We start from the raw sequence: 14,744 nt of genomic DNA, 5'->3' as shown, positions 1-14,744 counted from the left end.
TTCTCCTTGGTGGATTCGGCTAGGAGTGGGTGAAAAATTTTTGGATGCGTGACATGCCTTCGCGAACATCGTCATCGCTGCACGCGTAGGAGAGGCGCAAGTAACCGCTAGGACCGAATGCCTCCCCGGGGACGAGCGCAACCTCGGCCCTCTCCAAGATCAATTCTGCGAGTTCGGCCGAGGTGTTGGTGCGTTCGCCGTAGTGATCCCGGCCCAACACTCCGCGCACGTCCGGGTAGACGTAAAAAGCGCCCTCGGGGGTGGGGCAGGTGATTCCTTCGATCTCGGCAAAAGCGTCCACCATCATGTTGCGGCGACGCAGGAATGCCTTTTTCATTTCCTCGACTTCATCCAGTGGCCCGGAGACCGCAGCGAGCGCCGCCATTTGCGACACGTTGGACACATTGGAGGTGGAGTGGGACTGCAGGTTGGTTGCGCCCTTGATAAGGTCCGGTGCCGCGATCATCCAGCCAACCCGCCACCCGGTCATCGCATACGTTTTGGCAACCCCGTTGAGAATAATCGCTCTGTCTCCCAACTCCGGGGTGACCTTCGCGATCGAAGTGAAGGGAACGCCGTCGTAGGTCAAATGCTCATAAATCTCATCGGTGAGCACAAAAAGGCCCTCGGCCGCGGCCCAGGCTCCGATCTCTGCCGTGGCCTCCGGAGAATACACGGCGCCGGTCGGGTTGGACGGGGAAACGAAGAGCAATGCCTTGGTTTTGGGCGTGCGCGCGGCGGCAAGCTGTTCCACCGTGACCTTGTACTCCTGATCCGCACCGGCAAACACCTCGACGGGCACGCCCCCAGCCAGGCGGATCATCTCGGGGTAAGAGGTCCAGTACGGGGTGGGCACGAGGACCTCGTCGCCCGGGTCAAGGATGGTCGCGAACGCCTGGAAGACGGCCTGCTTGCCGCCGTTGGTCACCAGAACTTGGCTCGGCTCAATGTCGATCCCGGAATCACGGCGTGTTTTCTTTGCAATCGCCTCGCGCAGCGCCGGCAAGCCAGCGGTAGGGGAGTAGCGGTGGTAGCGAGGGTCCCGCGCCGCCTCGACGGCCGCGTCCACAATAGAGGCGGGAGTGGGGAAATCCGGCTCGCCGGCGGCGAAACCAATCACGGGGCGCCCCTCTGCCTTCAACGCCTTCGCTTTGGCATCCACGGCAAGGGTGGCGGATTCGGCAATGGCGGCGACTCGCTGGGAAAGGCGCGGGGTGTTCATAGGGTCCTCACCGGGTCAAAAGTGGTCTGGGTCATGGGCTGACTCCAGCTTATGGGCTGGCCGGTGATTAACGCTAAACTGTCCGTGGCCCGTTACCTCGAACAGTGTTCGCGGTGGCACGAAGTATCCGGGGGGACTAGTCGTTGGGCGAATCAACTGTGCGTAACAATGACGCACACATTTCGGTAAAGTCCGTGTCGCAGGGAGCGGCATGGAATGTCGCAGCGACCGCACTTCCGCAAATCCTGACTCTCGTCCTTTCCGTCATTCTTGCTCGCACTCTTGGGCCCGCAGAGCAGGGCGTTCTCTCCTTTTTGATCTTCACCGCCACCATGGCGTCCTTGGTTTTTGTGCTGGGATTGCCGCTGGCGTTGCAACGTTGGCTCGCGCAAGCATTGGGAGCCCACCGCGGAGAAGACATGCGCCGATTGACCTTCGCGGCGTTGCGGATCACCATTCTTCCCGCCTTAGCCGCTGCCGCCACCTGCGTGGTGGTCGCCCAGTTTTATGAAAGCGACAGAGTGTCCGCGTGGACGGCGGCCGCCCTCTATGCCTTCGCCGCCACCTTCCACGGGGTCGCGGCGCAGGGTCTGCAAGGGCTGCACCGCTTCCGCCGCGCGATGCTGGTGAGCCTGGTAACCCAGTTGCTGTCGCTTCCCGCTTCGATCATCGCGTTGCTGATGGGAGCCGGTGTGAACGAGGTGTTGTGGATTTCCGCGCTTGCGACGGCGGCTTCTGCTGCGATCACTGCAACCCTCTTGGTGCGCTCGGTGCGCGCCCTGGCAAGCGCCGATGCGCCAGCGGAGACACAAGATCTTGAGCCGCCCGTGTCCGCTATCGACCCCGCGAGCACAGGGGACGGGCGCGTCGGGTCCATGCTGAGATTCGCGGTCCTGGCCGGATTTGCGGTGTTACTGCACACTGTGGTGGTTCAGCGCAGCGAATTGGCATTCTTAGCCATCTTCCATACCGATGAGCCCGCGCAAATCGCTTACTACGCGGTGGCGTTTGCGGCGGTAACCGCGGCGATTCAGGTTCCCATGGCGTTGGTCCCGGTCATTTTGCCGACCGTGACCACGCTACTAGCGGCCGGGCGCGAAGCTGCGGTACGTATTGGTTTTGACGTCGGGCTCCGGGTCTTGATGGTGGTGAGCGCCGTCGCCTCGGGGCTGCTGCTGGCGATCGGGGCGCCGCTGGTGAAGCTGCTGTGGGGCGAACAGTACCGGGCGGCCGCGGATGTCGTGCTGATAGCCGGGGTAATTCCGGTGCTGACCGCGTCCTCCATCGCTGTCATCACCGCAACCTTAATGGCCTTCAACAAGGTGAGACACGTGGTACTAGCCCAATCGGTCGCCGCCGTCTTTACGATTGGACTCGACCTCGCGCTCATCCCGGCGTGGGGAATATACGGTGCCGCCATCGCAAATTCTGTGGGGCAGTTGTGCCTCGCCCTCGCGCTGGCCTGGACGGCCAAACGCACAGCTAACCTGCCCATGACCCGCCTGACAGACCTATTGCGCTACCTGGCAATTGTGCTGGTAGTGGGCGCAGGCGGACTCGTGTCCTGGATCGCGGGGCTGCCCACGCTGGTGGCATTGGCACTTGGCGCGATTCTCGCATTGGCCGGAATCCTGCTGGGCGTCCCCGCCATAAAACCGCTTCGCGACAATGACCTAGATTCGGTGCGCGGAAAACTATCGTCGCTACCCCACGCTGCACGTTCCTGGATTGCGGCAATAATCAGACGGGAAAATACAACGGTATGAGCAAAGATACGCAGACGGACGCCTCGGCGTCCGTGGCGCAGCAGAATCCACCTGCGAGCACCGACACCGCAAAGCGCCCACCCCTTTGGGTGCGTTATCTGGCCGTCATCGCCATCGGCGCGCTGGTGGGACTCGGCGCCGGGCTGGTCGTGAACGCGAGTCGCGCGGACAAATATGTTGCCACGAGCACCTTTGCGCTCATCCCGGGGGCCAGCCTGCCGACGACCCAGGGCTCTAACAGTGAGCTCCCACCAACCGACCCGGGGCAGTTGACACTGCTCACCCCCGTGGTCGCGGCACTCACGAGCGACGTCTCCACTTCAGACGTCGTGGCTCAACGCGTCGGTGAGGATGTCGAGTACACGGCCGTGGAACAACTCATCCCGAACTCGCCGCTTCTCTTTAGCGTACGGGTGACCGCCGACACCCCGGAGAGCGCCGTCAACGTCGCGCGGACCTACCAAGATGTGATGACCTCCTCAGACAAGGTGAAGCAATCGCTCACCGGCTCGGGCGCCGCGCTACGCGTGGTGACCTCGGCTATTCCGCCGACCAAGAGCTCCACCCCCTCCTCGATATTGGTCATTGCGGCCACCGGTGTCACCGGAGCATTTATCGCCGCCGGCGGTTATTGGTTGCTCCGCAATCGTCGAAAACTGGATGTCAATAGCGGATGAAAAAGGTATTTCACCTCACTGGGGCGGAGATGGGCGGAGCGGAGCGGCAGCTCCTCTCTCTTTTAAAGGTGCACGCGCGCCGGAACAACCCCGAGTTCGAACACAGTGTCATTGTGGTGCGGCCCGGACCCCTGGTGGACGCCCTCGCCGAGGTGGTTCCCACCGCGGTACTGAATAAAACCGCCAAGGTTGACCTCGCCTTTTTGCGTCAGGTACGTGCAATCCTGCGCGAGGAGAGACCCGAGGTGTTCCACGCTTGGGCTCCCACCCCCAACCTGTGGGGGCCGTTGGTCGCCGCGACCTTGCCCAAGGGGCACCGCCCACTCTCCATCGTTGCCGAAGTGGGTCTGGACGAGTGGAAGGGCGGGCTGCTACGGGCCCTGGACAAACTCAGTTACCGAGAGGCTGACGCTATTGTCGGTTGCGCCGTCGCGGTCACCGATAATGCGGTGCGCCGGGGAGCGGACCCCCTCAAGACCGACACCGTCTATTTAGGTGTCGACGTTCCGCCGCAACCGGAGCGGAATCCGGTAGCTGATCGGGTCCACATGCTCGCCCGGGTGGACTGGCGCAAGGGACACCAGAACCTCCTCGATGCCTGGCCGCAGGTCATTGAACGCGTACCGTCTGCGCGGCTGGTCATGGCCGGGCCCGCCAAGGCTGCCGAGGAAATCGAACTGCAACGCGCCCTACGCGAACGGATCGCCGCCGACCCCGTGCTTGCCGCAAGCGTTGAACTGCGGGACTTTGCACAGCCCGAACAATTCCTCGCCGAGGCGGAACTTCTCGTGGTGCCGTCACTGAGTGAGGGCCTGCCCAACGTGATTTTGGAAGCCTTCGCGCACCGCGTCCCGGTGGTGGCCAGCGACGTCGGCGGCATTTCGGAACTCGTACATGGAACCCAAGGTGGCTGGTGCGTGCAACCGGGAGATCCAAGCATGCTCGCCCAGACACTCGTGGAGGCGTTGACAAGCAAGGGCGAAGCGCAACGCAGGGCCGATCAGGGCCGAGAGCTTGTGGAGAAACTCACCCTCGAGCGCTCCCTGGAGCGCTGGGAAGATCTTTATCGCCGGTTGTTGCGCCAAGGGGACACCACGTGAAACCGTCGGTCAGTATTATCACCGCCGCCTATAACGCGGAGGACACCCTTCCAGGAATGATCGGAAGTGTCCTGACACAGGATTATCCCGGGCCCATTGAACTCGTCATTGTCGACGACGGCTCGCAGGATCGAACCCGCGCAATTGCCGAACACTTCGCGACGCTCTGGGCGCCCGGTTCGCGAATCGGCATTCGCGTACTGGCCCAGGACAATCGCGGCCAAGCAGCCGCCCGCAATCGAGCTATCGAGGCGGCTTCCGGAGAATACCTGGCCATTGTGGACGCCGATGACATTCTGCTACCTGCATACCTGAGCCGTGCGATCGAGATGCTCGTGGAACACGGGCGCCCCCGAGCATTGGTGACCTGCAACGCCGTCGTGCTTAACCCTGCCGGTGTGGCAGGGGGGCGAACTTTTTTCCGCGACCCGCATCCCGGACCCGAGCGGGTGCGCGAGGCGATGCTACGCGCCAACGTGTGCAGTATTTTCAGTGTTTTTCCGCGGGCGCTGGTCCGTGATATCGGTGTTTTTGATGAAGGTCTGCGCGCCTGCGAGGACTGGGATTTGTGGTTGCGCGCCGCGTTCGGCGGTTGGGAGATTTTGCGTCAGGAGGAGCCGCAGGCGCTGTATCGGTGGACGGGCGAGTCGGTGTCAAGCAATGGTGAGCGGGTCTACGCCGCGGAGACCGAGGTGATGAATCGGGCGCTGGAACGTTTTGGCGACGAGATGAGCGAACGCGAAGCCGCGATCGCACGAGCGCGGATCGAGATGGGGCCGCCCTCCCAGCGGCTTGGCCGGTTTGAGCAACTTTTGCGCGCGGGGCGTCTGCGCGATGCCGGTCGTGAAATCCGCGGGGCGGCAAAGTTGTTGCGCGGGCAGCGCGCCGTCCAAGCGAAAGCCCTCGTCTCGCGTGTCCCCGGCGGTACGCTTGCGCTGCGCTGGCATCTAGCCAAGCGGGACGCAAAAACAGGTTTCAGGGCTGGCATGGAGCGATGAACGCGGTCGATGTGACGTTGCCGGAATCCTCCGTTGCCTCCGAGCGCGGGCAGGTCGCTGAGCGCGGCCGATCGATGCTCACGCCGTTAGTGCGGTGGCAAGTTGCCGTGACGATTGGCCTAATGAGCCTCATGCTGGCCGCGTGCGTCTTCATTTTCGCCCCGCTGGCGGGTGTCGCCGTAGCCGGGGTAGCGCTGCTCCTGCTCTGCATTAACTATCCGCCGTTGATTCTTTTCCTCTTCTTTACGGTGCTCGGCACCATGTGGACCTTCGACGAATGGCCCATGATGCCGTTGCGCCCTGCGGTGGTTTTCCTGGTGCTTTCCACCGTGCTGGCGCTTGCCGCTCGGAAACTGTGGCCAAGGATGCACTGGATCCCGGCGCTGGTGGCGGCCCTGGGAGCCTGGATGTTTGTCACGGGTGCGCTGAGCGGCGAGGTCATCTCCACTACCAGCTACGCGGCGACGGTGTTTGGCTGGGCCTTCGCGATCCTGGCGCTCATGCAGTTTGGCGACGGACGCCAGAACCTTCTGCTGCTCGCCCTCGCCTTCGTGGCCGGCATGTGTGTGGGCAGCTTGGGAGTGATCCTGCACTATGTGCGCGGCGAAGTGGATGTGATGCGCCCCATTAACGGGGACGTCAACGATTACGGGGTCCTGCTTGCGGCGGCGCTGATGCTTGGTATGGGAGTTTTCGTGGCTTCCCGGGTGCCGTTGCCGGTAAAACTTGTGACCGCGCTCTTGATGCTACCGATCCTTGTGGCCACCGCCGGCACGCTCTCTCGCGGCACCTATTTGGCGGTGGGACTCGGTTTGGTCTCGCTGCTGGTGGTGGGGCGCTCGGGGCGCCGCGCCTTTGCCTGGGTGGTGGCTTTGGGGGCGGTGGCGTTGGGGCTGGCCGTCACGTTCATGAGCGATCGGTTCTCCCAGGCGTTAGAACAAAAGAGCAACATTGCCGGTGAGAATGTGGATTCCCGGTTGGAGGCCTGGAACCTGGCCATGAGTTTATTCGCGGAGCGTCCGGTGACCGGGTTCGGGGTCGGCACCATTGGCGAACACCTGCGTTCGGTGTACCAGACGCCGCCCGGAGCGTTTGTGGTGGAATTTACGCACAATACGTACGTGGAGGTGATCTACGGTACCGGGTTAGTGGGGACTGCGCTTTTTGGGATTCTCCTCGTGTTCTGTGTGCGTAGCTCTTTGGGGTTGCCCGATTCGGCCGTGCCCATACTTCCGGCTGTGGTGGCCATTTTCGTCTCGTCCTTTACCGTGACCGAAATTCTTTATGCGCCGTTTTGGGTGTTGGCCGCGTTTGCTTGCACGGCAGACCTCATCCAGCGGCGGAGTGTATTTGGGGGTGTGAAGACATGAAGGTACTCCATGTGGTCAACAGTGCGGAGACCGGTGGTGCGCAAACTCTGATCGAGGCCATTGGTGCGCGTGCCGATCCCCGCGATGAACACCACGTTTTTGTTCTTATGGGCCCGGACGCGCTGAGCAGCAGGTTGGATTCGGCCGCGGCCAGCGTGCACTACGGGAACCTGGCCAAGAGCGCTAAGAACCCATTGCCGGTATTGGCCACATTGCACCGTTTGGTGCGTAACCTGGACATCGACGTAGTGCACTCCCACCTGATGCAATCCGATCTGGTGTCCGCCCTCACCCCGTTGCACTTTACTGTGCCCTTTCCTGGGCGGCGTGCGGGGGAGCGTAAGGCGGTGGCTCGGGTCAGTACGCTGCACACGAGTGGCGGTCACGAGTCCTCGCGGGCCGCCCGTGTGGTGGGGCGCGTTGTCGCGTTGCTGAGCAGGCGGTTTGATGCGGTGGTGGCGTGTTCACCGTCCGCTCGCAACTATGCCGCCACCATGGGCTACCACCGGCACAGTCGCATTCCAGTCATTCTCAACGGGACCGCGATCGACCATGCCGTCCAGGGCACTTCGCCGGCATCGACCCGGTCTCCGGACCTGGCCGAAGCGGTTGAGCAGAATCAGGAGGGTCCGGTCATTGTCAGTCTGTCGCGCTGGCACCCGATGAAGGACCACGAAACGCTCATTCGGTCCTTTGCCGAATTTTGCGAGGAGTATCCGCAGGCCATCCTGGAGTGCGCGGGCGGCGAGGTCACCGCGAGCAATGCCGACCTGGTGGCGCTGGTAGAGCGGGCCGGCGTGTCAGCACGGGTGCGGTTGCACGGCCCGGTCAAGGACGTGTCGGTACTTTTGGCGCGGGCCGACGCCATGGTGATTTCCAGTTCGCACGGGGAAGCGCTGCCCATGGCGGGTATTGAGGCGCTGAGCGCTGGGGTTCCCGTGGTGACGACGGACGTCGGGGACTGCCACCTCTTGGCCATCGAAGACTCGCTGCTTGTCCCGGCGCGTTCTCCGCACCGGATCGCTGCGGCGCTCGGCGAGGTGCTCCGCGGCGGCAAAGAATACTCGCGGGCCGCTAAAAAACTAGCCAGCGACCGTTTCGACATCGATGACACCGTGCAGCGTTATCGCGGCGTGTATCAACGGGTGCTCGCGTTCCGGAGACGTTCTACACGGTGACCTTTGTTGTCTCCTGGACCACCGCAGAGTCAATATCCGGGGTATCAATTCCGAAGTATTCCTCGATGACCCGCAACGCCCGCAACCTCGACGCCGGCGCAAGGAGAGCATGGTCCATTGGGTCGCTGCGGTGGACGGTGACCGGACGTCCCGCGCGCTGAAGCCGTTTGAGGCCGGGGAGCCCTTTTTCAAAGGTGAAGAGTTTGAAATCATCCTCGCCCAAGTACACATCCAAGGTGGCGTGGCGTGAGGCGAGTTCCAGCACGCGTTCGGGTGCGTTTACCTTGTCCAGGCTTCCCAGGGCAAGCCACAACCGGTATCCGCCGCGGTTGCGTACCAGTTCCTTGACCTTGGACTTGAAGGTTCTGGGTGCCTCGCCCTTTTCGCCCTCTCGAATGTCCTTGAGAACGTTCTCCGGGTTCAGGTCACGGTAAAGGTCTTCGAAATACCCCAGACCGGTACGCCAGGCAACATTATTGAGCATGAGCACGCGCTCGATCGGGGCCTCGGCGGCGGCCGCGCCGCACAGCCACGCTCCCGCGCACAGCCCGGTTCCGGTGATGCGGGCGCCGGTGGCCTCCTTGAGCCAACGCGCGGTGTTCTGAGCATCGGCAATGGCGCTCGCCGAGAACGGGTTGGGGTCTACCAGATCGTGTCTGCGACCCAGGTCTCCGGAACCGCGCCGTTCCGAGCGCACCACCGCAATGCCGTTGGCCGCCAGTCGCCGTGCCGCGCGCACCCACAAGCCGGTGATGCCGTCCCGCGGTTCGGAGGACGCAGCAAACATGAGCGTGGCCTCAGTGGTGCGCGCCCCGGAGAGCGGATAGGTGAAGATAGCCGGCAAGTGATCCGGACCCACGCTGACAATCTCTTCGATGACGTCGGTGTCGAACCCGGGGACCCAGATGCGGGCACGGTCCGCCGGCTTCCATTGGGGCAAGGACTGTTGCGGCGCGTCCGGCAGCAAGTCGATGAGGCGTTGCAATGACTCGGGCGGTACTCGAGCGTAGAGCGAAACGACGGCATAGACACCCTTAGCGACCTTCGGGTCGGGCTCTTTGTCTACTATGAGCTTTCCGTCAGTGCCGCTCTCGGAGGGTTCTGGGGAGACGATTCTCTCAAGATCGGCCACGTTCTCAGGAGTGAGGAGCGCACCGATCACCTCTTCGCTGGTGGCATCCCAGCGCGGAATTTCCGGTACGCTCAAACGGCGAAGGGCCGCGTGCTGACGCAAAAACTTCTTTCCGGCGATGGGCTCCCAAGCGATGCGTTGGGCGAAGCCTGTGACGCGTGGATCGCCCAGGAGCGAGGCGCCTATGCGCAAACCAATCGCATTCACGTCGCTAAAACCGGTGGTGTTCGCGGCCCAAGTGCGCACCGTTTCCAGGTCTTTCAACCATTCTGTAGTCCAGGTGGCACCGGCGGGCAGATCTTCGGACTCGCCGGTGTGAGACCAAGAGAACCGCACGGCCGCCCAGCCCTGTTCGGCCAACATAATGGCAAGGATGCGCATGGTGCGGTAACTGATGACTTGTTCGCGTCCAATCGGCGGCGCGATGACGACAACACCTTTGGCCTCCCCGGATTCGGGCCGGTGATACCAGGCGAGCAACGAACGTTCTGGCGTGGAAATCCACGTGGCGCGACCGATCGTTGGCGATTCTTCGACGGAGGTATCCGGCAATTGCGCTTCTAGTGTCATGTGATTTCCCTATTCGGAGTTTCTGGGGGTGGTTGTCAAGGTTTTCATCAGGGCAGGCAGCAGGTCGGTTATTTGGGTGCGCCAGCAACCCCAACTGTGGTCGGCATTGCAGTTTTCGGAGGCGCCGAAATAGGTTTCGGACACACTCACGCCGGACTCCTTGGCGCGCTTGACAAAACTTCGGGCCGAATCGGTGAGCGCCGCTTCCATGCCGCCGCCGGTGGCCACCGGTTGTCCCGGTGATCCCGTTCCGCTGATCACCCAGACCCGGGTGTCTTGAAGCGCTTGGACCTTATCGAGGGGATTTGCCATCCCGACGCCGTCCTGTTGTTCCGCTTCGGCCTCGACGTCGGAGCTTTCGGCAGCGCCGCCGAGGTCATTCGGGCTGCCGGTGACGGCCTTGACCTGGTTGCGCACAAATGCGGTGGTATCCGGGTTCTCGGTAGACAAGAGCCCGGAGAGGCTGACGGCGCTGCCAAAGAGGTCGGGACGCTCTTCGGCGTAGGTAATGGCCCCGTAGCCGCCCATCGACACTCCCATCACCGCGCGTTGCTCGCGGTCGGTGCGCGTGGGTAAGTTTCGGTCTACCCACGGGATCATTTGGTTCAGATGAAAGTCCCGCCACTGCTGAGCGATGGGCGAGTCCGCCCAGTTGCTGTACCAGCCCGCTTCCCCTGCCTCCGGCATCACCAAAATGACGTCTTGCCCGGCAAAGAGCTCTTCTACGTAGCCGCTATCAAACCATTGCATAAAGGTTGATTCGGATCCTTGCAAAAGATAGATCACCGGGTAGTCGCGGTCAGAAGAGAAGCCTTCGGGCAGAGTGACCAAGAGGTTGATGGATTCGACCCGCGCCGCCTTCGGGTCAACGTTCTTCGTGTCCACGGCGAGCGACCAACTGCGCTTCCCGACCGACCTTGCGTCGGTGACCTTCATTCCTGCCGATTCGTCGCCGGCATCGGCACTCTTGGCGTCCAACGAAAATGGGGGCTGCCCGGAGCCGGCGTCTGGGCCAGAGGTCGCAGAGCCGGCACTTCCAAGGCCCGTGCCTCCAGTGCTTGTGCCTCCAGGACCGGGTGCGCCGGCTGGACCAGCGCACCCGGTCAGCACTAGCGCGATCGAAAGCATCCCGGCCGCCCAACCAGAGCCTGCTCGCGTGCCCCATTGAGACCGCACTATCGCAAAACCTCGCCCCGGTCCGGCGCGCTGTCCCGCATGGCGCCCAGCGCACCCGCGGCACCCCCGGCGCCCAGCGCACCCCCAGCGCCCAACGCGCCCAACGCGCCTACAGCGCCCAGCGCGCCCAACGCGCCTACAGCGCCCAGCGCCCCCGCAGCATCCACAGAACCTTCGCCGGCCACGTCAGTCGACTCGACCCCAAAAATCTCGGCCAAAGCCCGCCGCTGCGCCTCCGGGGTGTGGCTTTCCAGGGCGCGCGCGGTGAGAGTGCGCAATCGGGCGCGCCCTTCGGCACTCACAATGTCCTCGCGGTGGGCCGCAATGTCTTCGGGCTCGTCGATCGAGGCGAGGCCGGAAGACTCAAAAGCGCTAATCTGCCGAACAATCACCGGCAGTCCCGCATCCGCGGCCTCCAGCACCGTAATCGGGAACCCCTCCCACCTGGCCGAATGGAGGTACACGTCACTCTCGGACAGGATCTGCCGGTATTCTTCGCCATTGAGCCACCCGGTCACCCGAACGCCGTGTGACTCAAGCTCGGCGACGCGATCCGCGTCGCCATCGCCAATCCAGGTCGCCTCCAGCGGCACCCCCGCCCCGCGCAAAACTGCGGCCGCGCGCGCAAAGTATTCCGGATCCTTCTGCGCGTTCACCCTGCCAGCCCCCACTAAACGCAGGATTGCGCCGTGTTTGGAGGCATCGCCGTCGTGCATCTTTGCCGGGATCGCCGCGCGAGCCTCCTGCCCGCCGACGTTGGGAACGTGAATCACCTGCGCCCGCCCGGGCAAGGCGCGGGCCAGGCGCGCCTCACCGGGCGAGCACGCCGCGAATGCGTGAGTGTTGAGGGCGAGGACGGCCTCCAAGGCGCGAATAGCTATCCGCACCCCAGCGGGCACATCGCGGCGCTCAAAGGCGAAGCAATGCGGGGTGTAGGCGTGGCGCACGGGGCCACCAGCAGCGGAGGTGCCAAGGGCCGCCGCGCGTGCGTACAACCCGCCCCAGGAGGAGTGCGAATACACCCAATCCGGTGCGATTTCGCGGATCCGGGCGCGCGTGTGCCGGATGCGGTTGAGCGTGCCCGCCGGGAATTCCTGGTGACTGGCAAAACGCTCCTCCCAACCGGTCTCCAGGCTGGTGGACTCGGGGCGCCGGGCGTATACGATGTGGTGTTCCGCGCCGGGCATCGCACGCACGTAGGCGAAAATCGCCGCTGCGGTGCCGGATGCTAAACACTCGGTGACATGCAGAATCTTCATGAACTACTGGGCACCATCCCCGCAAACCACAACCTTGACCGTGCGCCACATGATCCGCACGTCGGTCAGCAGGCTCCAATTGTGGGCATAATCCAGATCCAGCTCGATGGCCTGCTCCCAGCTCAGTTGCGACCGTCCGCTCACTTGCCACGCACCGGTCATGCCCGGACGCACGCCGAGGCGTTGCATCGCCTGCGGGGTGTAGAGTGCCACCTCGTTGGGCCGTTGCGGCCGCGGCCCGACCAGGCTCATGCTCCCGGAGAAGACGTTGAACAATTGCGGCAGCTCGTCGATCGAATAGCGGCGAATAAACGCGCCGATCGAGGTCACGCGCGGGTCATTGTCCACCTTGAAGAGCGGCTTGTCGCCGTTGCCTTGCTCGGCCATCAGGCGTAGCAAGTGGGCGTCCGCGCCATCGCGCATGCTGCGGAATTTGAGGATATTAAAGCTCGCGCCATCCAGGCCAATGCGCTCTTGCCGGTAAATGATCGGCCCCGGGCTCGTGACCTTGACCCCAATTGCGGCGACCAGCATGATCGGCGCGGCCGCAATGATCAGCAGCGAGGATCCGACAAGGTCGAAACTGCGCTTGAGCACGCGAATCAGAGTGGACGGGTAGGGCGGTGCAATCTTGAGTTGGGCCCCCGCGGGAGTCAGCACCGTGCGTATGCGCGAAGCGTGAATCGGCGCCTCAAAAACGTTCATGTGAATGTCGACGCGTTGCTTGCGCAACTCCCAGCTCAGGGTGGAAATTGCCAGAGTGTCCAGCGGGAGCTGCGGGGAAAGATGTACGACGGCGGCACTCGCCTCGCGCGCTCGGGTCACCACCGTGTGTACAACAGCGGGAGGATTGGCTAGCGCGGCATCGGAGATGTAAAGCCGCTCCACACGGGCGCGGGGGTGCGGGGCGGGGGCTGACTCGGCGTTCTGGCCGCTGAGGACAACGAGGGTGCGCGGCTTATAGACTCGCTGGGCGAAAACACGGGCCAACACGCTTGCCGCAGTCATGGCGATCATGATCAGCACCAAGGGGTGCAGTTCTAAGGATTCGCCGGCGTCAATGTATGAGGCCGCGGCGAAGCCCACGATCACCAGTACGCTGGCTTCGACCGGGATGCGTGGGCGGATACGGTGATGCAAGCTGTACTCGCTGGCGGTGCGCAAGAGGATGTAGCCCCACCACACTCCGATGGCCAGACTCTCCAACAGGATTACCTCGCCCTGGCTGGTGAGAGCGAGGATCATCAGACCGGCGGCTGCTACCGCAAGATCGAGGATGGAGAGCGTGAGCGCGACAAAGGAGCGGCGCTGGCGCGGCTGGTTTTGCTGTGCGTGCCCTTGCGCGGACGCTTCTGCGCCCGGTGCCGGAACGGCAGTCGGATTGGACGCAACGCCGGCGCGCGTTGACGATTTTGAGGCCGATGCCTCGTGAGAAAATTCACTGGAAAGCCGTGAGGGCCCGTGTGTGTCGGTGCCCAGGCTCATGACTGATGACCTGACATTCGCGATTCTCCCCCCGAAAAACCGTGTAAGCGTGGATATTTTGCCAAGGGTGACCAAGGCAGAATGCGCATAAGGGGAGAGCCGAAAAGCCAGACAGGCCTACGTTGCGTGTCCCCCCGGACGCGTAGAACATGTGCCGGTGAGCAGATCGCAAGAGGGCGAAAAACCGACGCGGCAACGGTAGTTATCATACTGTGACCGTGGCCGAATCTTCAACAGTGTTGCCTCGGTTCGACTCGGGGCGTTGTACCAAGTAACATGGGATGTCGGTGTTGAAATCACCATACTGAACTATGCCCTGTGAAGCGGTGTGAAGTTCATGTAGGGCAGTGGCGCAATTGGTAGCGCAGCGGTCTCCAAAACCGCAGGTTGCAGGTTCGAGTCCTGTCTGCCCTGCGCTTTTCGCCTGAGTGCGAAAAGAACAGCAAAGCGTATGCGCCGCGAGGGTGTGAGAGCACTCCCGGGGAGCGCGACGCGACCGGTTGGTGCAAGGAAAAGTGGCTTAAGTGAGCGATACAGCAGCGGGTAGTACCCAAGAGCGCGGCAAGAAGTCCGAGAAAAAGAGCGGGCTCTTTGCGCGTATCGCGCTGTTTTTGCGTCAAGTCGTTGCCGAGTTGCGCAAGGTTGTAACGCCAACCCGCCAGGAATTGGTGCGTTACACGTTGGTGGTCATTGCTTTTGTGATGATCATGATGCTCATTGTGTGGGGCTTGGATACGTTGTTCGGGCTGATGTCGACCTACCTATTCGGTATCGGCGGCTCCATTTAGTACTAAGCGCGGCTAGCCAAGTT

The 14,744-nt window shown here is 62.9% G+C and carries 12 protein-coding genes and 1 tRNA gene; 8 read left to right on the top strand and 5 right to left on the bottom strand.

Translation table 11 applies throughout. From position 1 onward, the window contains the following. Positions 1-19: 19 nt before the first annotated feature. Positions 20-1,222 (bottom strand): pyridoxal phosphate-dependent aminotransferase, encoded by a 1,203-nt coding sequence (locus tag O148_RS0100455; RefSeq protein WP_026529355.1) that lies wholly within the window; start codon positions 1,220-1,222, stop codon positions 20-22. A 194-nt stretch (positions 1,223-1,416) separates the two neighbouring features. On the opposite strand from O148_RS0100455, the gene O148_RS13900 reads away from it, so the two are divergent. Genes O148_RS13900 through O148_RS0100425 form a run of 6 tightly spaced genes read left to right on the top strand, consistent with a single transcriptional unit; the run spans position 1,417 to position 8,311 of the window. Further along, positions 1,417-2,988, top strand: coding sequence for a lipopolysaccharide biosynthesis protein (locus O148_RS13900; RefSeq protein WP_035744167.1), 1,572 nt, complete (start codon positions 1,417-1,419; stop codon positions 2,986-2,988). After that, positions 2,985-3,665 carry a hypothetical protein gene (locus O148_RS0100445; RefSeq protein ID WP_026529354.1) on the top strand — a complete coding sequence of 227 codons (681 nt, stop codon included), beginning with the start codon at positions 2,985-2,987 and terminating at the stop codon, positions 3,663-3,665. Before O148_RS13900 ends, O148_RS0100445 begins: the two co-directional genes overlap by 4 nt. Continuing rightward, complete coding sequence (locus tag O148_RS0100440; protein WP_026529353.1) at positions 3,662-4,765, top strand: glycosyltransferase; 1,104 nt, start codon at positions 3,662-3,664, stop codon at positions 4,763-4,765. Before O148_RS0100445 ends, O148_RS0100440 begins: the two co-directional genes overlap by 4 nt. Beyond that, positions 4,762-5,763 (top strand): glycosyltransferase family 2 protein, encoded by a 1,002-nt coding sequence (locus O148_RS0100435; RefSeq protein WP_026529352.1) that lies wholly within the window; start codon positions 4,762-4,764, stop codon positions 5,761-5,763. The genes O148_RS0100440 and O148_RS0100435 overlap by 4 nt, the downstream gene beginning before the upstream one ends. After that, positions 5,760-7,133: an O-antigen ligase family protein gene (locus O148_RS0100430; protein ID WP_026529351.1), complete on the top strand. Its 1,374-nt coding sequence runs from the start codon at positions 5,760-5,762 to the stop codon at positions 7,131-7,133. Before O148_RS0100435 ends, O148_RS0100430 begins: the two co-directional genes overlap by 4 nt. Next, complete coding sequence (locus O148_RS0100425) at positions 7,130-8,311, top strand: glycosyltransferase (RefSeq protein WP_026529350.1); 1,182 nt, start codon at positions 7,130-7,132, stop codon at positions 8,309-8,311. Before O148_RS0100430 ends, O148_RS0100425 begins: the two co-directional genes overlap by 4 nt. Here the strand turns inward: O148_RS0100425 and O148_RS0100420 are convergent. From O148_RS0100420 to O148_RS16800, 4 genes are read right to left on the bottom strand one after another with little or no spacing between them, the layout of a single operon-like run. Continuing rightward, positions 8,301-10,013, bottom strand: coding sequence for an alpha/beta hydrolase family protein (locus O148_RS0100420; RefSeq protein WP_026529349.1), 1,713 nt, complete (start codon positions 10,011-10,013; stop codon positions 8,301-8,303). The genes O148_RS0100425 and O148_RS0100420 overlap by 11 nt on opposite strands. 9 nt (positions 10,014-10,022) lie before the next feature. After that, on the bottom strand, positions 10,023-11,141 hold the full coding sequence (locus O148_RS16805) for an alpha/beta hydrolase (protein WP_084156868.1): 1,119 nt from the start codon (positions 11,139-11,141) through the stop codon (positions 10,023-10,025). A gap of 47 nt (positions 11,142-11,188) precedes the next feature. Next, positions 11,189-12,448, bottom strand: coding sequence for a glycosyltransferase (locus O148_RS17475; protein ID WP_051619640.1), 1,260 nt, complete (start codon positions 12,446-12,448; stop codon positions 11,189-11,191). 3 nt (positions 12,449-12,451) lie between these two features. Then, positions 12,452-13,933 carry a sugar transferase gene (locus O148_RS16800; protein WP_051619639.1) on the bottom strand — a complete coding sequence of 494 codons (1,482 nt, stop codon included), beginning with the start codon at positions 13,931-13,933 and terminating at the stop codon, positions 12,452-12,454. 341 nt (positions 13,934-14,274) lie between these two features. Between O148_RS16800 and O148_RS0100400 the strand changes: the two genes are divergently transcribed. Continuing rightward, positions 14,275-14,347 (top strand) — tRNA-Trp (locus O148_RS0100400). Between the two features lie 110 nt (positions 14,348-14,457). Then, positions 14,458-14,721 carry a preprotein translocase subunit SecE gene (secE, locus tag O148_RS0100395; protein ID WP_026529348.1) on the top strand — a complete coding sequence of 88 codons (264 nt, stop codon included), beginning with the start codon at positions 14,458-14,460 and terminating at the stop codon, positions 14,719-14,721. Positions 14,722-14,744 lie beyond the last annotated feature (23 nt).

It is taken from the genome of Haematomicrobium sanguinis DSM 21259, from assembly GCF_000688395.1.
GTDB classification, from domain to species: domain Bacteria; phylum Actinomycetota; class Actinomycetes; order Actinomycetales; family Micrococcaceae; genus Haematomicrobium; species Haematomicrobium sanguinis.
The sequence above is the reverse complement of the archived record's forward strand: the minus strand, read 5'-3'. Positions and strand labels throughout refer to the sequence as shown.